The sequence below is a fragment of the Vibrio misgurnus genome (genome assembly GCF_029635775.1).
In the GTDB taxonomy this organism is placed as follows: domain Bacteria; phylum Pseudomonadota; class Gammaproteobacteria; order Enterobacterales; family Vibrionaceae; genus Vibrio; species Vibrio chanodichtyis.
Genome location: NZ_CP113241.1, coordinates 375207 through 399688, shown reverse-complemented (window position 1 = coordinate 399688; position 24482 = coordinate 375207). Strand labels below are relative to the sequence as shown.

The 24482-nt window shown below is 44.1% G+C and carries 17 protein-coding genes and 6 pseudogenes; 5 read left to right on the top strand and 18 right to left on the bottom strand.

Going from position 1 to position 24482, the window contains the following annotated elements:
- The first annotated feature begins 21 nt into the window (after positions 1-21).
- The gene (locus tag OOK74_RS01950) at positions 22-1530 is read left to right on the top strand and encodes a glycoside hydrolase family 32 protein (protein WP_278183018.1); all 1509 of its coding nucleotides are present in this window, start codon (positions 22-24) and stop codon (positions 1528-1530) included.
- Between the two features lie 95 nt (positions 1531-1625).
- Here OOK74_RS01950 and OOK74_RS01945 read toward each other — a convergent pair.
- The 5 genes and pseudogenes from OOK74_RS01945 to OOK74_RS01925 all read right to left on the bottom strand — a co-directional run.
- Positions 1626-1784: pseudogene (locus OOK74_RS01945) on the bottom strand (IS5/IS1182 family transposase); the annotation flags it as partial.
- Positions 1785-1824: 40 nt separating this feature from the next.
- A pseudogene (locus tag OOK74_RS01940) lies at positions 1825-2217 on the bottom strand (IS66 family transposase); the annotation flags it as partial.
- 9 nt (positions 2218-2226) lie between these two features.
- Positions 2227-3404 (bottom strand): IS3 family transposase gene (locus OOK74_RS01935; RefSeq protein ID WP_274723735.1). Its coding sequence is split into 2 segments (ribosomal slippage): positions 2227-3146 and positions 3146-3404, totalling 1179 coding nucleotides; the frame shifts between segments, so codons are not numbered across the junction.
- Between the two features lie 74 nt (positions 3405-3478).
- Positions 3479-3682, bottom strand: a pseudogene (locus OOK74_RS01930) (IS66 family transposase); the annotation flags it as partial.
- A gap of 39 nt (positions 3683-3721) precedes the next feature.
- Positions 3722-4020: pseudogene (locus OOK74_RS01925) on the bottom strand (IS66 family transposase); the annotation flags it as partial.
- Here OOK74_RS01925 and OOK74_RS01920 point away from each other — a divergent pair.
- A pseudogene (locus OOK74_RS01920) lies at positions 4019-4358 on the top strand (IS66 family transposase); the annotation flags it as partial. The pseudogenes OOK74_RS01925 and OOK74_RS01920 sit on opposite strands and share 2 nt — an antisense overlap.
- 188 nt (positions 4359-4546) lie before the next feature.
- Here the strand turns inward: OOK74_RS01920 and OOK74_RS01915 are convergent.
- Genes OOK74_RS01915 through OOK74_RS01905 form a run of 3 tightly spaced genes read right to left on the bottom strand, consistent with a single transcriptional unit; the run spans position 4547 to position 7183 of the window.
- Complete coding sequence (locus tag OOK74_RS01915) at positions 4547-4903, bottom strand: DUF2799 domain-containing protein (protein ID WP_278183017.1); 357 nt, start codon at positions 4901-4903, stop codon at positions 4547-4549.
- A 15-nt stretch (positions 4904-4918) separates the two neighbouring features.
- Positions 4919-6214: a hypothetical protein gene (locus OOK74_RS01910; protein WP_278183016.1), complete on the bottom strand. Its 1296-nt coding sequence runs from the start codon at positions 6212-6214 to the stop codon at positions 4919-4921.
- A 57-nt stretch (positions 6215-6271) separates the two neighbouring features.
- Positions 6272-7183: an OmpG porin family protein gene (locus OOK74_RS01905; protein WP_278183015.1), complete on the bottom strand. Its 912-nt coding sequence runs from the start codon at positions 7181-7183 to the stop codon at positions 6272-6274.
- Between the two features lie 409 nt (positions 7184-7592).
- Here OOK74_RS01905 and OOK74_RS01900 point away from each other — a divergent pair.
- Positions 7593-7694 (top strand): annotated as a pseudogene (locus OOK74_RS01900) (IS3 family transposase); the annotation flags it as partial.
- 203 nt (positions 7695-7897) lie between these two features.
- Here the strand turns inward: OOK74_RS01900 and glmS are convergent.
- Both glmS and OOK74_RS01890 read right to left on the bottom strand, forming a co-directional pair.
- Positions 7898-9730 (bottom strand): glutamine--fructose-6-phosphate transaminase (isomerizing), encoded by a 1833-nt coding sequence (glmS, locus tag OOK74_RS01895; RefSeq protein ID WP_278183014.1) that lies wholly within the window; start codon positions 9728-9730, stop codon positions 7898-7900.
- 62 nt (positions 9731-9792) lie between these two features.
- Complete coding sequence (locus OOK74_RS01890; RefSeq protein ID WP_278183013.1) at positions 9793-10563, bottom strand: DeoR/GlpR family DNA-binding transcription regulator; 771 nt, start codon at positions 10561-10563, stop codon at positions 9793-9795.
- Between the two features lie 428 nt (positions 10564-10991).
- On the opposite strand from OOK74_RS01890, the gene pykF reads away from it, so the two are divergent.
- Positions 10992-12404: a pyruvate kinase PykF gene (pykF, locus tag OOK74_RS01885; protein ID WP_166013691.1), complete on the top strand. Its 1413-nt coding sequence runs from the start codon at positions 10992-10994 to the stop codon at positions 12402-12404.
- A gap of 112 nt (positions 12405-12516) precedes the next feature.
- Here the strand turns inward: pykF and OOK74_RS01880 are convergent, their stop codons facing one another.
- From OOK74_RS01880 to OOK74_RS01850, 7 genes are all read right to left on the bottom strand, one after another.
- Positions 12517-13212, bottom strand: a complete 696-nt coding sequence (locus OOK74_RS01880; RefSeq protein WP_278183012.1) for an oxidative stress defense protein — start codon at positions 13210-13212, stop codon at positions 12517-12519.
- Positions 13213-13465: 253 nt separating this feature from the next.
- Positions 13466-14329, bottom strand: coding sequence for a small-conductance mechanosensitive channel MscS (gene mscS, locus OOK74_RS01875; protein WP_274722351.1), 864 nt, complete (start codon positions 14327-14329; stop codon positions 13466-13468).
- Between the two features lie 291 nt (positions 14330-14620).
- Entirely contained in the window at positions 14621-15697 is a 1077-nt protein-coding gene (fbaA, locus tag OOK74_RS01870; RefSeq protein WP_277208031.1) for a class II fructose-bisphosphate aldolase, read from the bottom strand.
- Positions 15698-15852: 155 nt separating this feature from the next.
- A complete protein-coding gene (locus tag OOK74_RS01865; protein WP_274722349.1) occupies positions 15853-17016 on the bottom strand; it encodes a phosphoglycerate kinase in 1164 nt (387 codons plus the stop codon).
- A 147-nt stretch (positions 17017-17163) separates the two neighbouring features.
- On the bottom strand, positions 17164-18189 hold the full coding sequence (gene epd / locus OOK74_RS01860; protein ID WP_278183011.1) for an erythrose-4-phosphate dehydrogenase: 1026 nt from the start codon (positions 18187-18189) through the stop codon (positions 17164-17166).
- A 112-nt stretch (positions 18190-18301) separates the two neighbouring features.
- Positions 18302-19249, bottom strand: coding sequence for a siderophore ABC transporter substrate-binding protein (locus OOK74_RS01855; protein ID WP_278183010.1), 948 nt, complete (start codon positions 19247-19249; stop codon positions 18302-18304).
- Positions 19250-19299: 50 nt separating this feature from the next.
- Entirely contained in the window at positions 19300-21333 is a 2034-nt protein-coding gene (locus OOK74_RS01850; protein WP_278183009.1) for a TonB-dependent receptor domain-containing protein, read from the bottom strand.
- Positions 21334-21492: 159 nt separating this feature from the next.
- Between OOK74_RS01850 and OOK74_RS01845 the strand changes: the two genes are divergently transcribed.
- Positions 21493-22389: a LysR family transcriptional regulator gene (locus OOK74_RS01845; RefSeq protein ID WP_278183008.1), complete on the top strand. Its 897-nt coding sequence runs from the start codon at positions 21493-21495 to the stop codon at positions 22387-22389.
- 87 nt (positions 22390-22476) lie between these two features.
- Here the strand turns inward: OOK74_RS01845 and tkt are convergent, their stop codons facing one another.
- Positions 22477-24474: a transketolase gene (gene tkt / locus OOK74_RS01840; protein ID WP_278183007.1), complete on the bottom strand. Its 1998-nt coding sequence runs from the start codon at positions 24472-24474 to the stop codon at positions 22477-22479.
- Positions 24475-24482 lie beyond the last annotated feature (8 nt).

Below are 24482 nucleotides of genomic sequence, written 5' to 3'. Positions count from 1 at the left end.
TATCTGTTTTGTGAGAAAATAATGAGAAGTCATCTACTCGTATTATGCAGTACTTTATTAATTTCAGGATGTGGAAGTGATAATAACAGTACAAATATTCCTACTATATCTACCTCTCACTTTAGCGGTATTTATCCTAAACCGTTTTTTGGCTATGTTGGAGATCCAATGCCATTTTGGGATGATGGTCAAATGAATATATTCTATCTTCACGATAGTCGCGATGGGCAGATTGGATTTCATCCATATAATTTAATGACAACTAAAAATCTTGTTGATTGGGAGTTTCATGGAACCGTAATTCCATTTGTTAATGACAACCATTCTACTGATCTTGCGTTAGGTACAGGAAGTATAATCAAAGATAATGATGGCCTTTATCATGCTTATTACACTGGATGGAATGGGAGAAGCGATCAACTTCCGAACCATGAGGTTATCCAGCATGCTACATCAACTGATAAGTTAAATTGGACTAAACACCCTGATCATGGATTCTATGGTGGACATAATGACTTTAGAGATCCATATGTACTATTCATCCCTGAATTCAATGAATATTGGATGATCATAACCACAAGGGATTCTACAACTGACAAACCAATTCTTGCCAGATATACATCCACGGATCTCGTCAGTTGGGGAAATAGAACAGTATTTTACTCTTCGAATGACATAAATTGGAATATGGAGTGCCCGACACTCATCAAAATAGGTGATTATTGGTATTTATCCTTCTCTAGACAAGGGAACGGAAATGAACGAACTCTTTATTACGTCTACACCAATAATTTAAATGCAACTATTGATGAAACAACGTGGACAAAGCCTAACCAACACCTCTTCGATGGTCCTGGGCAATACGCAGCAAGAATTGAGAACTTCGGTTCAACTCATATTGTTACTGGTTGGGTAGGTACTAAAAAATTTAATAGTGATGCCGGTGATTATGAATGGGCAGGTAACTTGGTAACCCATGAAGTATACCAAGCCGATAATGGTGAGTTGTTTGCTCGCGAGCCAGATACGTATCGAGAGTTGACCAATAAATCCATAGCCTTAAATACGATTAAGCAATCTTCAAGCATTGCACTTAATCATAGTGATATACTCTTCAGCGGAGATGGATACGAATCGATAAGCTTTTCACCAGTGATTGGAAAAACATCAAGATTAAGTATGACGGTTGGTTCAAGTGGTACAATTGACCATTATGGTTTTATCTTTTCTCTGGATGGAAAAACACCTCGCCAAGGTAATACAAAACTAGAGTTTAATCATAAAACAAACAAAATAAATTTATTTGTTAATAATTTAAGCATTGCGAGTGTCATCAGCAGCATAGATTTTATATTTCCACCAAATGAATATTCCATCACGCTCTATTCAGAAGGCAATATCATTACTGTTTATATTAATAACAAGGTCGCATTTACTAGTCGTTTACCATCAAGTGCCGATAAAGAATGGGGATTATTTACTTATCAAAGTCCAATTAAATTATCTAACATTTCATTTAGTTCAAATTAAAACATATATACCCAATCGAATTGAGGATACAGGCTTGAACAGGCTTTGTTGCGTAATTCGGTCAGAGAACCAAACTGCCTGCAATTGATTGATTCTTATACAACACACTGAGTTTCAGGCATACCAAGCCCTGTAAGTTTGTTCAGCGCTTTAATCATGGCGTAAGTTTCACCAACCTGAGCATTGTAGTTTCTCAGACTTAATCGCCCACCTAACAACTGCTTCACTCGATACATCGCTGTCTCTGTAGTGGAACAGCGTATCCGCCCCATGATCCCACGGGGTGTTTGAGTTTCAGTGTGAGAAGTTCCAGGGAAGAAGTGAGTCGATATCAGGCTCTGACTTTGCCAACTCTTTCATACATTTCACCATGTAATCGTAGAGTATTAGCCCGTTAGCTTTTGCTGTCTCGATGATACTGTACAACAGCGCACTCGCATCGGCACCGTTTGGATTGTTGGCGAATAACCAGTTTTTTCTCCCAATAACCAGTGACTTAATTGCTCTTTCCGCTCGATTGTTATCGATAGATAAATGCCCATCTTCAACATAGCGTATCAGCTTAGGCCACTGACCCAAGGTGTACTTGATGGCTTTACCAAGAGGACTCGATTCAATGACTTTCTGCGAGGTTAACCAGTCATAGAGGTCATCCAGCATGGGTTTGGCACTGGATTGTCTCTCAGACTGTAGTGGTCAACTAAAATTGGCCACGGTTTTAGAGTTTTCCCAATACAATCGTTCTGACTCATTGGGTGTCAAGCCACCGTTATACTGATGCGGCCTGAGCTGGCTATAATATCCAATAATGTAGCGGATGATCTCTTGTTGAGCCTCTGCAAAGCTACGATAACCTACTGTTGGAACCCATTCCGTTTTCAAGCTTCTAAAGAAGCGCTCCATCGGCGCATTATCCCAGCAATTTCCTCGGCGAGATAAACTTTGTTTTATTTGAAAACGCCACAGTAATTGACGGTATTGACGACTCGTATAGTGACTGCCTTGATCACTGTGGAACATGACGCCTTTAGGCTTTCCACGAGACTCATAAGCCATCGAAAGCGCTTTGCCTGTTAATCGTGTATCAGGTGATACTGACATTGCCCAACCAATCACTTTTCGAGCAAAAAGGTCGATGACTACTGCTAAATACATCCAACGATTTCCCGTCCAAATATAGGTCACGTCACCCACCCAGACTTCATTTGGTGCCGTGACAGCAAACTGACGATCTAAGTGATTCGGGATTTCAATATGCTCTTGTGAGGCTTTACGGTAACGATGTTTTGGGACTTGGCAACTCACTAATCCCAGCGTTTTCATCAGCTTTGCTGCTCGGTAACGACTCAGACTCACGCCTTGGTTTGTTACAATATCAGCAATGGTTCTTGCTCCTGCAGAACCATTGCTTGCCGTATAAGCTTCGCTAATCAAACTACGAAGTTTTACGGTTTCCGCCTTTATTTCTGTTGGCCGTTTCAGCCAATAGTTATAACTGCTTCGATGAACATTGAAGACTTCGCATAATGTTTTTATGCTGTGGCTCTGCTTGAGTTTCTTGATCATCAAGAATTGTTCAGTGAGTCCGACATCAAGAGAGCCGTGGCTTTTTTTAATATTTCATTATGCTCTTCAAGACGAGCGAGCTTCTTTTTTAATTCACGAATTTCAATTTGCTCAGGCGTCATTGGTGACGCTTTGGGTGCTTTGCCTTGGCGCTCTTGTTTTAATTGGCGAACCCACTTATCCATCGTAGATTTACCTACATTCATGGCTTGAGCCGCTTCAGTCACTGAGTAGTTTTGATCAAGCACTAATTGTGCCGCTTCCAGTTTGAATTCGGCACTAAATAGCCGTCTTGTACGTTTTGTCATAATGTCACCTATTAACTTATGAGATGATAATATCACCTCTAATTAAGTGACCAAATTCACCGTACCACTACAGACCAACGCTCTTCAGCCGAAGCGAGTTTTAATCGAGATTCAAGTGCGTACAGCTTTTGGATTTTCGCTAGTGCGATATCTGCCTTACCTGATTTTCCTTTACCCTGAAGCTTCTTCGCATCCATGAACTTACGACGTGCGTGAGCGAAGCAACCGACATTGGTGACTTGGGTTAATCCATCATAAGCACCGTAACCATCACTTTGCCCATGTCACCACCGCTCTTACCGTCACAAGGGATCAGATCACAAAACTTGGAAAAGGTTCAACTTATTTAGGCAACAACGCCGCCGAAAGTCATAATACGGGTTGATGTCGTTGGCTTGACATGTCATCACCAAACTATACAGATTAGCACGGCCTTTTGCTCCACCGACTGAGATCGAGAACATCCCGTTTTTTCGCCCCGTCGTGAATGGTGGATATCTCGCTCCGCCACATTGTTATCAAGGCTTAGATGCCCATTCTTTAGATAGATCAGCAACTTCGGCCACTGACTTCTGGCGTAGGTGATGGCTTGGCCAAATTCCCGTTTCGGCAATAGGTTCATGGAGGCGAAAAAGCTGCAGGCAAAGGCAAATCGGATAGCGCATTGGCAAAAATCCAAAAGCTTTATGGCATAGAGTCGAGGTTAAAAAGAGCCTCGGTAGAAGAGCGACAAGCTGAACGCGCCATTAAACCGCTAGTCATTGGCAGAAAAAATTGGTTCTTCTCGACCAATCCTAATGGAGCTGAGGCGAGCGCAATGCTTTACAACATTGTTGAAACCGCAAAAGTGAATGGGCTCTTATCCTCTACGACTACATGGCCAAGTGCATGCAGGAGTTAGCGAAAACTGAGCCAGATATCAATGCACTCCTACCTTGGAACTTCAAACACTAACAATATCGCCCCGTGAGATCATGGGGCGCATACTTTAGAGGAACAGAACGTCCTTACTTGAGCCGTTAAGAGCTCGCCATGTATAGCGTTGTTGATCGTCAAGCTTATTTGATCAACAACGCTATTCTAATTATACACATCAATTAATATTATAATAGATTACCTTGATATATAAACTATTACGATAATTATTGTTCAATGCCAACACCTGTCATTAATTCATAAGATTCTAAATAAATACTCTTAAAATCTGGCGCAACATTCTCACAAATATCATTATAAATTAGGCCAGCCGACCCTAATTCCTTTGCATTTTTCGAGGTACAAAACTTAATCAGGCCATTAGTGTAGCCATTAAGATATTCTTTATAATCTTCAACGCTAAATGACTGACGTAACGTTCGTTTTTTTACATCTAATCTTTCTAATTTTCTTTCTCCAGCAAGAGCCTGCTGCTCTCCAAATGAGTATAAATCGTTTAAGGCTACAGAAGAACAACCAAATGATGAACAGAAAAAAAACAACAATATTAAATATTTTACCATAACGCTATGCCTTATTTAACGATAACACTTAATACCATTATTATTCCCACCAACATCTGATGGAATACTTGGTGATAAATATATGTTCTCCACTTTATATTTCATCCCGTTGAGATTTCCAAAATGACCACTAAAAGATATAAAATCCCAAGGAGACACATTTGAATTATCAGAATTGGTTAGTTGTGATTCTGAGGTAATTTTATTTAATGGAATAATGCATCGATTTTTAATCCCTACGCTCACACGCTCATCCCAATTAATGCTGTCAGGATTGCTTGGGTCGACATTATGTATCTCAACAAAGCCCGGAGAGCTTTCATCCTTAATGAAAATCTTAACATAAGGCGTATAGGCATCATCATAAGGTTTACCATCATTATTGACACCATAGCTCTCTACTGTTATATCGATAAATAATGAGCCATTTCCATAACCTGTAAAATCGAAGTTTAAATTACGAGAGTCAAATCGAGCTACTGCGTTATTTTTTTCACCAGTAAAATCAACACTAATTTCACCTGTAGTCAAATCTCCTTTAGAAAATTCATTTTGCCCCCAATCCGCCGTGAAATTTGTATAATATTTATTAGTTAATAGCTCAGCCATTGATATACCATTATTTGGAATATTTGGCACTTCAGTAATAACTGGTGGGATATCAGACTCATCTCCAGATTCCAGGCAAGATACATCAGAAGTATCTACTGGTGCTTCTTGACTAATAATTATATTTTTAAATGAATAACGCATATTATTCATATTACTGTAGTGAGCACCAAAGCTTAATAGGTCCCACGGACTTAAACCATTGTCATTCGTACCGGCAAGTTCATCAAACGTTGTCATAAAATTTATAGGCAACGTACAACGATACCATGTTTCCAATTTTGGCAATTGAGTGTCTGAAATTTCATATGGCGCATCTTTAGGAATAGACTCATTACCCATAAATATTTTTACATAGGCTTTATCCTTACCTGCATCTCCCCACGAGGATATGTTTAGATCAACAATTAATGAACCATTGATAAATTTCGTCAAATCGATATGACCACCGTCTTGTCTTCTAAATCGTGCATATCCCTGTCCTGGCTCATTCAGAAAGTTAAGTGTATAGCTACCGTTACCATGGTCAATAAGTGGATTGGTATTGGTATACCATTCAGCAAGTGCTGCGTAATCACCATGCTGAATAATGGATTGCATGGTAATAGTTTCGGCAACTTGAACTTGTTCAATTTTATCGTTTTTGCATCCAACTAATAAAGATGCAGCAAATACACTCATAGTTAATAGGCTATTTTTCATATAACTACCTTTTGTAATCAGTGAATTATAATTTGATTTTTTAAAGTTATTAAAAAATTAGAATAAATATCTAAAACCTAATTTAAAGAACAACTCATAAGCGTCTGAAGCCCTATCCCAAGGACCTTCCGTGTTATAATTATTTTGATAACCAAGTTCACTAGTAAAGGTGAGGTAATTAGCCATTGGGTAGTCGGCCGTAGAACCGATTCTCCAGAAGTCATATGCTTTTAATTTTTCACTTGGGGATGTTAGTTCCCAGGTCCCAAATTCGGTCCAAAGTGTTGTCTTTAATGTTCCATAATTAAAGTAAACACCAGGCTTAAGTGCGAATTCTTGTTCGGTTCTATCAGCATTCCAAGTCTTAGGTAAATCTTGATGACGATCTCTCCAGTACAAGCTGAAATTAACACCAAACTCTTCGCTTATACGATATTCAAGTTTTGGCTCAACTTCTAACTCTGTCATCATCTGCATTTCTTGTTCATCTTCGTTCAAGCGAGTATCTTGGATGACGTACATTGCGTAGCCTGATAAGTGAAGCTGATCGGTAATTGGATACCATGCAAATGCTTTTGGTCGGATCTTATAGGCATCAGGCCCTGATTCGTGGCCAATCATAACTTCTGCCCCCCAGTTCCCCCAAGAAGCATCATTAAATTTACCAAGATACAGCTCATTAACACTGTTACCGCCATTGTAAGTCTGGTTGCCCCACTGACCTTCAAAGCCATCTTCTCTCATCAAGTAGAATCCTCCAAACCAGCCTGGGTGCTTGTATTGGTCTTGAAAGAAACCAGCAACCTCCCATTTTTGATAGCCTCGATCAGCCTGTAAAGGATTGTCAAAACGGGTAATTTCAGTTTCATTTCTAAGGTCAATACTACCCGTTAGAGTGGCAAACGCTAAAGGAGAAACCGTAAACATAGCCGTCATAGCTATGGATGTAACAATGTGCTTTTGTTTCATGGCGAGTCTCAATAAATAGGTTGATTTTATGTATTTAATTGGTCATTCGGAATATCAATCCGATGAGAATAAGAGTACGAAATGTATAAAAGTTAGCAATCATAGGAGGAAGTAATTGTTTATTGATGTGCACTATTGGAGAGAGAAAAAACAGTGTCTGTGATGTAACAATCAATAGTTGTTACATTGCAGTATGAATACAATTAGCTTTGTTGATTTCACGATACAGTCAGGTGACTTCTCACCGCTCTATCGGGCGATGCTTCTTATTTCGTTAGCCGTTTGCTTGATAGTATCGAGACTTACGCAGCTTTCATAAGCAGAGACGACCGTCCTGCCGCCTTTAATTCCAGAATACCTTGACCACGAATATTAAGAGCGGCATTCAAGTCGCGATCAATATCTGTAGTACCGCATGATGAGCAGTCGGTATATTCGAGCTAAGCTGGCTAAAAAGGGCCATAGCGTTAATCGTAAGCGTGTTGTTCGGATTATGCACGATATGGGTATTGTTTCTGATCCATACTTCTCCACCCAACATGAGACATGAGACATGAGACATGAGACGCACATGGTATGATGATATAAAAATGGCAGCAACCATGTCGATTACCGCCATTTCAGGATGATACTTTAATACTTAGTATGAATCTCTATTACTTAGTATGAAACTTTATTCCTCTCCTACAGGGGGAGGCTTACGCTCAAAACGCCCTATTCTACCGTGACGGCTTTGGCTAGGTTACGGGGCTGATCGACATCAGTGCCTTTGATTAAAGCCACATGGTAAGAAAGCAACTGCATTGGTATAGTGTAATAGATTGGTGCAACGACTTCACTTACGTGTGGCATAGCGATAATTTTCATGGTCTCGTCCTCCACAAAACCCGCGTCTTGATCGGCAAAGACGTAGAGTAGACCGCCACGCGCCCGCACTTCTTCGATATTGGATTTAAGCTTCTCAAGCAATTCGTTACTCGGTGCCACCACCACCACTGGCATATCAGCGTCAATCAAAGCCAGCGGTCCATGCTTTAACTCACCGGCAGCATAAGCTTCAGCGTGAATATAGGAGATCTCCTTGAGTTTCAGCGAAGCTTCGACCGCGATCGGGTAGTATTCGCCGCGCCCTAAAAATAAAGTATGGTGCTTATCGGCAAAATCTTGCGCTAGGGTTTCGATCTGCTTTTCAAATGACAGAGCGGTTTCAATCTGTTTAGGCAGTTGATGCAAGGCTTGCACGATCTGCGCCTCCAATTCAGGGCCGATATGCTGTTGCTGCTTACCCAGTGCCGTGACCAGCATCAATAGTGTGACCAGTTGGGTAGTAAAGGCCTTGGTTGAAGCCACACCAATTTCAGTTCCGGCACGGGTCATAAAGGCAAAATCCGATTCACGCACTAACGATGAACCAGCAACATTACAAATAGTCATCGCCGCCATGTAGCCTTTCTGTTTGGCAAGTCGCAGCGCCGCTAAGGTATCAGCCGTTTCTCCTGACTGAGACAAGGTGATGAGTAAACTATTGGGGCGGGTGACAAACTTGCGATAACGAAATTCAGAGGCAATTTCCACATCACAGCTCACCCCTGCCAGAGATTCAAACCAGTAACGTGCCGTCATACCCGCGTTATAGGAAGTACCACAGGCGACAATCTGCACATGCTCAACTTGCGCTAAAATCTGCGCCGCGTTGACCCCAATACTGTCTACCACCACGCTATTTTGGGTGATACGCCCTTCCATCGTATTCATCAGGGCTTTGGGCTGCTCGAAAATTTCTTTTTGCATGTAGTGACGGTGATGCCCTTTATCCGCGGCGTCCTGTTCAAGATTGGATTCACTGATTGAACGCACGACCTGATTACCGGCTGCATCAAATACGCGAACGTCGCGGCGCGTAACCTCGGCAACATCGCCTTCTTCAAGATACATAAAACGCCGCGTGACATTGAGTAGGGCCAATTGATCTGATGCAAGGAAGTTTTCACCAATGCCAAATCCAATAACAATCGGGCTTCCAGAACGCGCCACCACCAAATGCGACGGATCTTGGCTATCCATCACGACTGTGCCATAAGCGCCGCTCAGCTGCTTTACTGTTGCTTGTACCGCAGCTAATAAACTGCTGGCACTACGTAATTCCCATTCAACCAAATGGGCAATCACTTCAGTGTCGGTTTGTGACACAAATACATAGCCACGCTGTTGTAACATCGAACGCAGCATTTCATGATTTTCAATGATGCCATTATGCACCACAGTAATATCGCCAGAGATGTGTGGATGAGCATTGATTTCTGAAGGCTCACCATGCGTTGCCCAACGAGTGTGCGCAATACCTGTGCCACCAGCCACTGGTGCCGCCTCTACCGCATCGGCCAACTCTTGTACTTTACCTAAACGGCGCAAACGAGTGAGCTGGTTATCACTATCTACTACCGCAATACCGGCTGAGTCATAACCACGGTATTCCAGACGACGTAATCCTTGTACTAAAATTTCAGCAACATCGCGTTGTGCAACCGCACCAACAATTCCACACATGTTTTTACTCCATATTGTTATGTCATCGCGCGGTTACCCAAGGGATCGCGCTCAGGGATACCTTATTTCACACTGGCACGAATCACTCGCACTTGGTGAGATTCAATCTGTTTGGTAAATTCATCACTCAATTCATGATCGGTCACTAACACGTCAATATTGTCCCAACTGAGTTCTAAGTTGGGAATTTTGCGCCCAACCTTGTCCGATTCAATCATCACAATCACTTCACGGGAAACTTCTGCCATCACATTGCTTAACCCGACCAACTCATTGAAGGTGGTCGTGCCACGGTCGAGATCGATGCCATCTGCGCCAATAAACAACTGATCAAAATCGTAAGAGCGCAGTACCGATTCCGCCACTTTGCCTTGGAAAGACTCAGAATGGGTATCCCAAGTTCCTCCCGTCATCAGCAAAGTTGGCTCGCTTTCTAATTCATTGAGTGCATTAGCAACATACAACGAATTGGTCATCACTACTAAGCCGCGTTTTTCATTCAATTGCTGAATTAATGCCGCTGTAGTACTACCGCTATCAATCACAATTCGATTGTGGTCACGGATCAATTTGGCTGCTGCTTTAGCCAACGATAACTTTCGAGTTGAAACTTTTTCATTCAGTGCATCGTGCATCACGTCTTTCGGTAATGAGATCGCCCCGCCATAGCGGCGCAATAGTTGACCATTTTTCTCTAGTGACGCTAGGTCTTTACGAATCGTCACCTCTGAGGTTTCAAACTGAGCAGAGAGCGCCTCAACACTCACCTCTCCTTGCTCGTTAACCAGTTTGACTATCGTGTGCCTTCTCAGCTGTGTATTTCGTTTTGACATTATAAAACACAAATAAAGTTACGAATCGAAACAAAGTATAATTACAACGAAACAAACAAGTCTATTTATTTCGATCCAAAAAATTAATATTTCACGCTAAAACCTTGTCCTAAGACAATTCTTAAACAGTGATATTGACGCCATTCAATGGTAGAATTCGCGCTCGAAAAGAAACAAAATTACAGAATTGAGTAAAAAATACGTCATCAATCCGCGCTATATTCGGGTTAAGTGGCGATTTTTCTGCCATTTTTGATCAAACAGTCAGTCATAAAATGACTAAATCTGTTGAAAGACTTTCAGTTTTGGAGTGCCGTAAACTGGTGAGCTAGACTTGGCAATGAATGAAGCAAAGTTGCCCGCGCCGCGAACACTTCAGAATCCACAACCAACTTCAAAATCATTTTGTTTATCGGAGAAACTCTTCCATGAAAAAGACCAAAATCGTATGTACGATTGGCCCAAAAACTGAGTCAGTAGAGAAACTAACCGAACTGGTTAACTCAGGTATGAACGTAATGCGCCTGAACTTCTCTCACGGCGACTACGTTGAGCACGGTGCTCGTATCGCTAACTTCCGTAAAGTAATGGAAGTAACCGGTAAACAACTGGCGATCCTACTGGATACTAAAGGCCCAGAGATCCGTACTATCAAACTGGAAAACGGTGACGATGTTGATTTAGTTGCTGGCCAAGAGTTCACGTTCACCACTGACACTGCCGTTATTGGTAACAAAGATCGCGTAGCCGTGACTTACACTGGCTTTGCTAAAGATCTGAACGTAGGTAACCATATCCTGGTTGACGACGGTCTAATCGAAATGGAAGTTCTGGCGACCACAGAGACTGAAGTTAAATGTAAAGTTCTAAACAACGGTGCGTTGGGTGAGAACAAAGGGGTTAACCTGCCAGGTGTTTCTGTAAATCTGCCAGCACTGTCTGAAAAAGACAAAAATGACCTGAAATTCGGTTGTGAGCAAGGCGTTGATTTCGTTGCTGCTTCTTTCATCCGTAAAGGTTCAGACGTTAAAGAAATCCGTGAAGTTCTGGCAGCACACGGCGGCCAAAACATCCAAATCATCTCTAAAATCGAAAACCAAGAAGGCTTGGACAACTTCGATGAGATCCTTGAGCTGTCTGACGGCATCATGGTTGCTCGTGGTGACCTAGGTGTTGAAATCCCAGCGGAAGAAGTTATCTTCGCCCAGAAGATGATGATCGAAAAATGTAACCGTGCACGTAAAATGGTTATCACCGCGACTCAAATGCTGGATTCTATGATCAAGAACCCACGTCCAACTCGTGCTGAAGCGGGTGACGTAGCTAACGCGATCATGGACGGTACTGATGCAGTGATGCTGTCTGGTGAAACCGCTAAAGGTAAGTACCCAGTAGAAGCAGTGAAGATCATGGCGCAAATCGCTAACCGTACTGATTCAGTACTGAAAGCTGAGCTGGGTTCACGTCTGGATAGCCCACGTCTGCGTATCACTGAAGCAGTATGTAAAAGTGCAGTAGACACCGCAGAGAAACTAGCGGCACCACTGATCATCGTGGCGACAGATGCAGGTAAATCTGCTCGTTCTATCCGTAAATACTTCCCAACGGCGAACATCATCGCGGTAACCACCAACAAGAAAACTGCAGCGCAGCTAGTACTGTGTAAAGGTGTTACTCCAGTGGTTGTGGATGCAATTGATAACACTGACGCGTTCTACCACTTGGGTAAAGATATTGCGCTGCAATCTGGCCTAGGTAAGAAAGGCGACATCGTGGTAATGGTTTCTGGTGCACTGGTTGCTTCTGGCACTACTAACACAACTTCAGTACACGTACTGTAATTCATTCCCCCACGCCTACTCGGCGCGGAAGTGGTGAATGATATCGTTGAAAAGGAGCCTCTCGGCTCCTTTTTTATTACTGATATTTTTTATTGCTGATGTTTGCCCAGCATTAATGGGCCAATTTATATACCACGTCCACTCGATCACGGATCAGCAAACTGGAATCCTGATAAGTATCAGACACATCAATTTTTTCACTCACATTCGCCGCTCGCATCATGATCGGTTCAACGCTCGGCGTATTATATTCAACTCGCCAAACGCCTTCTAAACGCCGTTCAAAACCTTTAGCCAGAGATTGGGCTTTTTGTTTTGCATCTTCAATCGCAGCCATACGTGCTTGTTGTTGATACTTATCTTGATCACGCACTTTCAATTGAATCCGATTGACTTGGTTGATGCCTGACTCTAAGGCGATATCGAGATATTGATTCAGCTTGCTCAAATCCTCTACTCTTACCGTCATTGAGCGAGAAGCCTGATAGCCAACCAACTCTGGTTTGCCATTGGTTGGATAGTGGTATTGCGGATTAATATACAAATTAGAACTCGAAATATTCTGCTGCGTAACACCAGATTTAAGCAATTTAGCCGTAAACTCACTCACCGCTTTATCAACTGCCGCTTTAGCTTGCTCAGCATTCATGGTTGATTCCACCACCTTGACTGAAAATTCAGCCATATCCGGGCTCACACTCACTTCACCGTATCCAATGGTTGAGATATGTGGAAAATCCCATTCTTGAGCCAACAGCGGAGGTGAGAGTAGCGAAAGCAGTAAAACCACTGGTGCGAATAATTTCATTGTCTCGATCCTTATGTGATTACCTAGCAACATCATAAGCCAAGCAGCAGACAACGTCTGTTATGATGGGTAAAAATCACACAAATTTGACTCGTTCAATGATTGCAGCAATAGGCTCTTAGCATCACGGTTATTTCACCGATTGGGCTGAGTAACTCAAACTATCAGCGATAAAAAAGCGGAGTATTCACTCCGCTTTTGCTGATCACGCCACAATCCAATAGCAGCGCTCGCTTTGATACTCAACTAACTATTAGTTGATCTTGTTAAGATGCACATCCATTTGTGGGAATGGAATTTCGATACCGTTGGCATCCAGCGCTTCTTTGATCGCTTGCATCGAATCGTAGTAAACCTTCCAATAATCTTCGGTTTTACACCATGGACGCACCACAAAATTGATCGATGAATCGGCTAAAGTCAGCACGCCAATAGTGATGTCGGGATCTTTAAGGATCCGCGCATCTTTTTCCAAGGTTTCACGCAAAACCCGCTTGGTTTTTTGCAGATCAGACTTGTAAGAAACGCCAATCACCATATCCACCCGACGAGTTGGATTGCGTGAATAGTTAGTGATCGCACCACCAATCACAGAAGCATTAGGTACAATAACTACTTTATTATCAGGGGTTTTTAATACAGTTTGGAAAATTAAAATCGATTCGACCGAGCCAGCCACACCAGCGATTTCCACATAATCACCCGATTTAAATGGACGGAATGCCACAATCAACACCCCAGCGGCAAAGTTAGATAGCGAACCTTGCAAGGCAAGACCAATCGCTAAGCCTGCCGCACCAATCACAGCAACCACAGATGCGGTTTGTACGCCGATACGACTTAAAGCAGCAATTAACACAATCACAAACAGCGTGTAACGCACCAAGCCGTGGATGAAATCGACCACCGCCTTGTCCATTTCTTTCTTTTTCAATACGCCAGCTACACTGCCTGCCACCGCTTTAACCACTAGGTTACCGATAAACAGGATTAAAATCGCAGAAATAATGTTCACGCCGTACTGAATTAAAAGATCTGAATTATTGATTAACCAAGTATTTACCTGATTAAAACTCTCAACGATAGGTGCTTCGACACCAATCGATTCAACCGCCATAGTGTTTTCCTCTCATAATGAATGAAAATTTAGTAGCCATGCTCAGAGCTCAACGTGAGTTCGTATACCACCACTAAATGTCAGATCGCCGGCACGATAAAGCAAACGCGGATGTTGATAAAGTCAAAATTGGCTAAAAATGACCAAACCAGCACTTATGTCGAGCTTGCTGGGCTTCTGTTACAGGTTAAACAATATTTTATCACTCTGCCACTGATCACCATCAGAGCATAAAAAAAGAAACCCGCACAAGGCGGGCTTCTTCATGTTACTTAACGAGCTGAATAATAATTACAACACGTCAATCGCGTTGAGGTCAGCAAACGCTTTTTCTAAGCGTGCGACCATTTCCGCTTGACCGGCACGCAGCCATACGCGTGGATCGTAGAACTTTTTGTTCGGTGCAGATTCGCCAGTTGGGTTACCGATTTGACCTTGTAGGTAATCGTGGTTCTTCGCTTCGTATTTACGAATACCATCCCAAGTTGCCCACTGAGTATCAGTATCGATGTTCATTTTGATCACACCGTAGCTGATAGACTCTTTGATTTCTGCTTCAGAAGAACCAGAACCACCGTGGAATACGAAGTTCAGTGCGTTTGGAGCGATACCAAATTTCTCAGAGCAGTAAACTTGAGAATCACGTAGGATAGTTGGAGTTAGAACAACGTTACCAGCTTGGTAAACACCGTGCACGTTACCGAAAGAGGCCGCGATAGTGAAACGATGGCTGATTGGGATCAGTTTCTCATAAGCGTAAGCAACGTCTTCTGGAGAAGTGTATAGCTCAGACTGATCCATGTGAGAGTTGTCTACGCCGTCTTCTTCACCACCAGTACAACCTAGTTCAAACTCTAGAGTCATACCCATTTTTTCCATACGCGCTAGGTATTTAGCACAGATTTCGATGTTCTCTTCTAGAGACTCTTCAGACAGGTCAATCATGTGTGAAGAGAACAGAGGCTTACCGGTTTCAGCGAAGTATTTTTCACCCGCATCCAGTAGACCGTCGATCCATGGCAGCAGTTTCTTCGCTGCGTGGTCAGTGTGTAGGATCACTGGAACACCGTAAGCTTCAGCTACTGCGTGTACGTATTTCGCACCAGCGATAGCACCCAAGATTGCAGCACCTTGACCTTCAAGTTTCACGCCTTTACCAGCGAAGAAAGATGCACCGCCGTTAGAGAACTGTACCACTACTGGCGCTTTAACTTTCGCAGCCGCTTCCAGAACACCGTTGATTGAGTCAGTGTTTACTACGTTTACTGCTGGAAGTGCGAAGCCATTTTGTTTCGCTACTTCAAATACTTTCTGTACGTCATCACCAGAGATAACACCAGGTTTTACAAAATCAAAGATCTTAGACATGGATGGAATCCTATTTTCTGTCGTTTTAAAAAATAAAAACGGTAAGTTTCAATTCTTGCAAACGTTTGCTCACCAAACGCGGCATTCTAGCAAACAAATGCTCACAGTGCAGCAAACAAGAAAGCGGGAGTATTGCTCCCGCTTTCGTTTAATCATTACGCTTTAGCACGTGCTTCCAGCATTTCTACTGCAGGCAGTTTTTTACCTTCTACGAACTCAAGGAATGCGCCGCCGCCAGTTGAGATGTAAGAAACATCCGCTTTAATACCGAACTTGTCGATCGCAGCCAGAGTGTCACCACCACCAGCAACAGAGAAGCCTTCTGATTTCGCGATTGCTTCAGCAATACCGCGCGTACCCGCTTCAAAGTTTTTGAATTCAAATACACCAACTGGACCATTCCACAGGATAGTCTTGGCGTTTTTCAGGATTTCAGCCAGTTCAGCGGTTGAGTTTGGACCTAAGTCAAAAATCATGTCGTCGTCTTGAACTTCAGACACGTGTTTGATTTCTGCTTCTGCATTTTCATCAAAAGCTTTAGCACACGCTACGTCAGTCGCAACTGGAATCGCGCAATCTTTCATCAGTTTTTTCGCTGTTTCAACAAGGTCTGCTTCGTACAGAGACTTACCTACGTTGTTGCCTGCAGCTGCGATGAAGGTATTCGCGATACCACCACCAACCACTAATTGGTCAGCAATTTTTGATAGTGACTCAAGTACAGTCAATTTAGTTGATACTTTTGAACCACCAACAATCGCCACCATTGGACGAGCAGGTTTGTCCATTGCTTTGCCCAGCGCTTCCAGCTCACCCGCCAACAGAGGACCAGCACAAGCGATAGAAGCGAACATACCGACACCGTGAGTAGACGCTTGCGCGCGGTGTGCAGTACCAAAGGCATCCATCACAAATACGTCACATAGTGCAGCGTATTTCTTAGACAGTGCTTCTTCGTTTTTCTTTTCGCCTTTGTTGAAGCGAACGTTTTCTAGCACAACCAGTTCACCTGCGTTCAGCTCAACGCCGTCTAGGTAATCTTTTACTAGACGAACTTCGCAATCGAGCGCTTCATTTAGGTAGTTAACTACTGGTAGTAGAGAGAACTCCTCAGCGTATTCACCTTCAGTTGGACGACCTAAGTGAGAAGTTACCATTACTTTCGCGCCTGCCGCTAGGCAGTGCTTAATGGTTGGTAGCGACGCAAGAATACGTGCATCAGAAGTCACTTTACCGTCTTTTACTGGTACGTTCAGATCAGCACGGATAAATACGCGTTTACCTGCTAAATCCAGGTCAATCATCTTGATTACAGACATGATTTGTCCTCTCAAACTATTTAAAGAAATGAAAATTCTGCAACTCGGCGACCCTGCCGAGCCGGTAAATTCTTAGCTGTTTACCGATATGGGGATGCGTTCCTCTGGTTTCAATATCCAAACCTGATTTGAAGTATCTGCTGGCCGTTACTGCGTGGCCTGCATTGCCAAAGCGGTATCTAACATCCGGTTGGCAAAGCCCCATTCGTTATCACACCAAACGAGCATTTTGACTAAATGCCCGTTACTGACCCTTGTTTGCGTTCCATCCACAATCGCACTGTGTGGATCATGGTTAAAATCAATGGAGACCAAAGGCGCTTCAGTATAGTCAACAATGCCCCGTAATGTACACTGAGATGCGTTAATCATGGTTTGATTTACGTCATTAACTTTCACATTTGATTTAATTGTGACACTTAAATCCATCGCGGTCACATTTACCGTCGGCACTCGTACCGAAATCGCTTCAAACTTGTTAGAAAATTTCGGAAATATTCTTTCAATACCCTTATGCAGCTTGGTATCGACCGGAATAATTGACTGGCTGGCAGCACGAGTTCGGCGCAAATCGTTATGGTAGGCATCGATGACCGGCTGATCATTCATTGAAGAATGAATGGTGGTAATCGTGCCCGAATCAATCTCAAATGCGTCATCCAATACTTTGATGATCGGCACAATACAGTTAGTGGTACAAGAGCCACTAGAGACAATTTTATGCTGCGCGGTCAAAGTATGATGGTTGACGCCATAGATAATCGTATTATCCAGATCGCTGCCTCCGGGGTGAGAAAACAGCACTAACTTCGCGCCAGCATCAAGATGCTGCTGACCATCGTGCTGACAGCCATAAACACCCGTACAATCAAACACCAAATCGACCTCTAAATCGTGCCACGGTAACAGTGGGATTTCGGCCTGATGCAGAATGCGGATCGCATCATATTCACCACGCTGGTGATGCACATAAATATGCTGCTGATCATGAGTGATTTTTTTCGCGAAACGACCATGGGTGGTGTCGTATTGCAGAAGATGTGCCATCGCTTCAGGTTTGGCCAGTTCATTCACCGCCACAACCTGAATTTGTTGGTGTTTACCACTTTCATAAATTGCGCGCAGAACGTTACGTCCAATACGTCCAAACCCGTTAATCGCCACTTTTAACATTGTGCTGGTTCCTTTTCTTGAGCAAGCGATGGTAACGGCAAAATGGTTGGGATTCATCCCTTCACGCAATAAAAAGGGCTGGAAAGCCAGCCCAATCTGGTATCAAGGTCAATTAGAATCGCTGCTGCAACTGATTAATTGTTTTCATCAGGCTGCGATAGCCGCCAGTCACGATATACCACTCCGTCGGGTTGAGGTAATAGACTTGGCCTTGCTGCCAGGCGCTTGACTGAGCAATTTGACGATTCTCCGCCAATGTTTTCTGCGCTTCAGCTTCTCCACCGGTTGCAGCGCCACGATCCAGTACGATCAGCCAATCTGGCTGTTTAGCCATCGCCTCACGTAAGCGCTGCTCACGTGCTTGTGCCGCGGCTTTTGCTTCCGGTGATCCCGGCTGTGGTCGCGCTTCTTCTGTCGTGGTTGCCGCCATCGGCTCAACAACAGAGCGCAATCCAGTTAATTCATACAACATGCCAAAACGATCGCCAGGTGCATGTAACATCACGTTACCACGCACAGTAAACAGTACTAAACCGCTACCTTGCTGTTGACCTTTTGCCTGCAGGGCAGCCACTTCACTATCGAGCGTAGTGATCAGTTGCTTGGCCTTATCACTGCGATTAAAAATTTGCCCTAACAGATCCAAGTTATGCTTTACGTCCTCGACGAACTGAGCAGGATCAATGCTGAGATCAATCGTTGGTGCGATATGGCTCAATTTTTGGTATGCCCCACGCGAGCGGCCGGCAATAATAATCAGATCCGGTTGTAATGCTTGCACTGCTTCGTAGTCTGGCTCAAACAAAGTACCCACTTTAGGGTACTGTTCGCCATCGTACTTTTGTAAATACTCCGGCCATACCCCTTTGGCCACAGCCGTAACCTCAACCCCTAGCGCATCAAGTGAATCCAGCGTGGCTAAATCAAACACCACGACTTTGCTTGGTTGGCTGTTCAGTTCTAATGTGCCCTGTTGGTGAGCGATCGTCACTGGGTAAGCGTGTGCTAATGAGATGCTGGCCAACATAGCCATCCAAAATAAAGTAAGACATTTTTTCATTTTATATCCTATTAAAAAATTTGACGCCCAATAGGACGCCAAATGCTGAATTAGAAATCCACCGTTAAGCCAAGGTTCAAATTGCGCCCATCCAGCACAACGCCATAGGTCTCATCGGTAATTTCTTTGTTGCCAAGGTTGTAGATAGCAGCTTTAGCTCTTAAACGATTGGATAATTGATACATCAGACCAATATCAACCGTGCCATAGCCTGGTGTTCCTTCATACATTGAGGTGCGACTTAAATAATCCGACGTTTCACTGCGGATATTATTTTTCAACCACAAACTTAAATTCTCTGAAGCTTGCCAATCAGCGGCTAGATTCAACATATGTTCTGGCATTTTATTGAGTGGCTCACCTTTAAAATCGCCGGTTTTTTGTTCTGAGTCGGTATAGGTATAGCTAGCGGTTAATTTAATATCTTGCGTCAAACGATAATTAACTGAAAACTCAACACCTTTCATCACCGCTTCATCGATATTTTTGTAGGTACTTAGGAAGAAATAATTATTTCCTCCAAATCCACAAGCCCAAGTATCAGGATTATTTCTATCTCCGTTAGGACTTTCGCATAAACGTTCTTCTGAAATTTTATCTTTAAATTCGGTATAGAAGAGATTGATATTACTATTCAATCCCCATGCTATTTGATCGAAATTAAATCCTAATTCGTAGTTAATACTTTTTTCAGGTTTTAAATCTGAGTTGCCAATAATTAATGCTCTTGGATGAGAAGCTGGAGATCCACTACCACCACTTCCACGACCAAAACCTTCAGTGGCACTGGCTAATGACGGCTGTTTATAGCCCGTAGAGACCCCCCCCTTAACTGTCCATTCTGGCGTTAGTGTATAAACCCCATAAATACGAGGAGAAATGTGACCACCAAATAATTGATCATCATCATAGCGCAGGCCGGTCGTGATTGATAAATCATCCAGCACGCGCCAATCTGCCTCTGCGTATAAGGCAGCAATCCAACGATCGGTTTCTCGCACCGCCCCTGGAATATTTGAGGTTAACAAACCATTACTTTCATCAACGAACTGTTCTTTTTTATATTGCCCACCAACAGTCACCACATGATCACCCCAGAAATAAGATCCTTGAGTATTCAATATGGTCATTTTTTCTTGTTTAGTTTGATCTTGAACATTTTCAGAGATGTCATGTTGCACATAGGCATCAACAAAAAGATCGTCATATTTACCATTATATGAAATAAGATAGGTGTCTTTTTGATAGATATATTCACTGGTACTGCTTGCGGTACTTTTACCTTCAGTATGCATAGTATTCTGCCGTGAATTATCATAACTCACAGTAAATTCATTATGCTCGTCAGGAGTTAATACCAAAGCAACACCACCCTGACGACGTTTGACTTCTGGTGTACTTTCAGCAAAATCAGTACCACCGACATAATCACTTTCATCAGCGCCATACCATGAGCCATTTACTTTCATGCTCAATAAATCAGGGATCAGCGGTCCGGCAACAAATAAATTGACCGTTTGATTGTCATTATTAATGTCATTGAGGCTCTTGGTATATTCGGTGGTGATTGAGCCGCCCCATTGTGCCGAACCTTTGCGGGTAATGATATTAATCACCCCACCCATGGCTTCTGAACCATACAATGACGACATCGGGCCACGGATCACTTCGATTCGTTCGATCATAGAAAGTGGTGGTAGAGAAATTTGCTTACCGCCATCTTGGCCATTGGTATTCACCGAACGACCTGCGGAAATCGGACGCCCATCGATCATATACAGAGTATAAGAAGCCGCCATACCTCGAATGCTGATATCTTGACTGTTCCCACCACCCGTTACATAAACGCCGGGGATATTCGATACTGCATCTACAATACTGGTATAAGAACCTTTTTCGAGATCTTCTCGGCTGATCACACTGATACTTGCCGGAGCCTCTTTCATACTCTGCTCAAACCCCGAAGCGGTAACTACCATGGTTTCGGTGCTTTTTTCTGACTGATCTTGTGCACTGACTGAAAACGGAGTTAATAAACCAATCGTAACCGCCACGGCAACTTTAGATGGGATCCATCTGGACATGTTATTTTCCTTAAAATCAAATAATAATAATTCTCAATATCTGGATGAGAATTATTCACACAAAGCGTTTTCAGGATAGGTAAAAATGTGGAATACTTGGGGCCATAAATGGAACAATCTTATCGTTCCGTTGTCGCATGCGCTGTTTAGGAGTGGTTTATGCAAGATCTCAATGCCGTCCGGGCGTTTTACGCACTGTGTCAACATAAAAGTCTGACGGCTACGGCAAAATCTCTTGATCTGCCTAAATCAACGCTTAGCCGCCGCCTAAGCCAGCTAGAAGAGGATTTAGGGCAAAGTTTATTAATGCGTCAAGGCAATCGCTTAACTCTCACCAAAGCGGGTGAAGTGTTTGCTATTTATTCCGAGCAACTGCTCGAACTCGCCCATAAAAGCCAAGAAGCGCTACAAGAGTTGAACAATCAAGTTAGTGGCGAGTTAACTTTGGTGGTGCATCCGAATTTGATCCGCGGCTGGCTCAGCCAAGTGTTAGATGAATTTATGCGCCAGCATGCCACGCTAAAGATCCGTCTACTCAGCCAATTTCAATATCGCGATCAAGCATTCGAACCGGATTTAATCATTTGGATCGATCATGCAGTGCCAAGCAACTATCGCAAAGAGCGGCTTGGCTACTGGCGCTATGCCGCGTATACCTCTCCACAATATTTAGCCCAACGAGATAAACCACATCACCCCCGCGATCTGATCCAGCATCCGTGGATTGATTTTATTGCTTATCGTCAAACTGAGCTTGAACTGCACCACCCGCAATTGGGGAGCTATGCATTACCAGCACTCGAAACTCGCTTGCAAAGTGACAACCTTGCCATGCAAGCAGATGCAATTGCCAAAGGGCGTGGCATCGGTTTACTGCCGACTTGGTTTGCCCGTGGTTTTGAAAAGGCCCATCCGGGTAGCCTGATCAATTGTGTTGATGGTTGGCAATCTCCCCCGACCGAAATCAATTGCTTTTATCCACTCGGCCGTCATCCGCTTCGATTGCGCCTATTTATCGATGCGCTACGCCAAGCAATACCTGATGAATGGCACTAATTAGCAACCCACAAGATTTTTAGCGCGCCCAACAAAAATCCCGCCTAAGCGGGATTTTTTGATCAAACATGCTTGGCTATCGCACCATTACGCCAACAGCTCTTTCGCTTGTTTCACTACATTTTCGCTGGTGAAACCAAACAGTTTGAACAGTTGCTCAGCAGGGGCCGATTCACCAAAGCTGGTCATGCCGATGATGCGGCCATTTAAGCCAACATACTTGTACCAGAAGTCAGCAATCCCGGCTTCAATCGCGATACGCTGAGTCACGGCCGATGGCAAAACCGCTTCACGGTAGGCTACCTCTTGTTTATCAAACGCGTCGGTTGATGGCATAGAGACCACACGCACCGCTTTGCCTTCTGCGCTCAGTTGCTCGTAAGCCGCCACTGCGAGTTCCACTTCAGAGCCGGTCGCAATCAGGATAAGCTCAGGCTGGCCTGCGCAATCTTTGAGGATGTAACCGCCTTTGGCGATGTTCGCCACTTGCTCTGCGCTACGTGGTTGCTGCGCGAGATTTTGACGCGAGAAAATCAGCGCCGATGGCGCATCTTTACGCTCAATCGCCAGTTTCCACGCTACGGCCGATTCGACTTGGTCACATGGACGCCATGTGCTCATGTTTGGTGTCAGACGCAAAGAAGCGATTTGCTCTACCGGTTGATGGGTTGGGCCATCTTCGCCGAGACCAATCGAGTCATGGGTGTAGACTTGGATGTTTTGCACTTTCATCAGTGCCGCCATCCGCATCGCGTTACGCGCGTATTCCATAAACATCAAGAAAGTCGCACCGTAAGGCACAAAGCCACCGTGCAGCGCAATACCGTTGATGATGGCGGTCATACCAAACTCACGCACCCCATAGTGGATGTAGTTGCCTGAGAAATCTTCGCGGGTTAGTGACTTAGAGCCAGACCACATGGTGAGGTTAGATGGTGCGAGGTCAGCAGAGCCACCCATAAATTCTGGCAGCAGTTTGCCGAACGCTTCCAGCGCATTTTGTGATGCTTTACGCGATGCAATGTTGGCAGGGTTGGCTTGCAGATTGGCGATAATTTCGCTGGTTGCGGCTTCCCAATTCGCTGGCAGCTCGCCCGCTACGCGGCGTTTATACTCAGCAGCTTCGGCTGGGTAAGCTTTGGCGTAAGCGGCGAATTTCGCATCCCAAGCGGCTTCCTTGCTGGCGCCCGCGGCTTTAGCATCCCACTTAGCATAAATATCTGCCGGGATTTCAAACGGCGCGTATTGCCAACCCAAGAATTCACGGGCAGCTTTGATTTCATCGTTGCCCAGTGGTGCACCGTGACAGTCGTGTGAGCCGGCTTTGTTTGGCGAGCCAAAACCGATGATGGTTTTAGTACAAATCAGCGTTGGGCGAGACGTGTCCGCTTTCGCCGCCTCAATTGCCGCGTTAATCGCTTCCGCATCGTGACCGTCAACCGCTGGGATGACCTGCCAGCCATAAGCTTCAAAACGTTTTGGTGTATCGTCAGAGAACCAGCCTTCTACGTGACCATCGATAGAAATACCGTTGTCATCCCAGAACGCAATCAGTTTACCCAGACCCAGCGTACCAGCTAGTGAACACGCTTCATGCGAGATACCTTCCATCAAACAGCCATCACCCATGAATACATAAGTGAAGTGGTCAACGATGTCGTGACCCGGTTTGTTGAACTGTGCAGCCAGTGCTTTTTCAGCAATCGCCATACCTACGGCATTGGTGATGCCTTGGCCTAGTGGGCCAGTAGTAGTTTCGATGCCCGGTGCGTAACCGTACTCTGGGTGACCCGGTGTTTTGGAGTGCAGTTGACGGAAGTTTTGCAAATCCTCAATCGACAGCTCATAGCCAGTAAGATGCAGCAGTGAGTAAATCAGCATTGAGCCGTGGCCGTTAGACAGAATAAAGCGGTCACGGTCAGCCCAATTTGGATTGCTTGGGTTGTGGTTTAAGTGTGAACGCCACAGCACTTCGGCGATGTCCGCCATGCCCATTGGGGCACCTGGGTGGCCAGAATTAGCTTTTTGAACGCCATCCATGCTCAGGGCGCGGATAGCATTGGCAAGTTGTTTGCGAGAAGACATGTCAACTC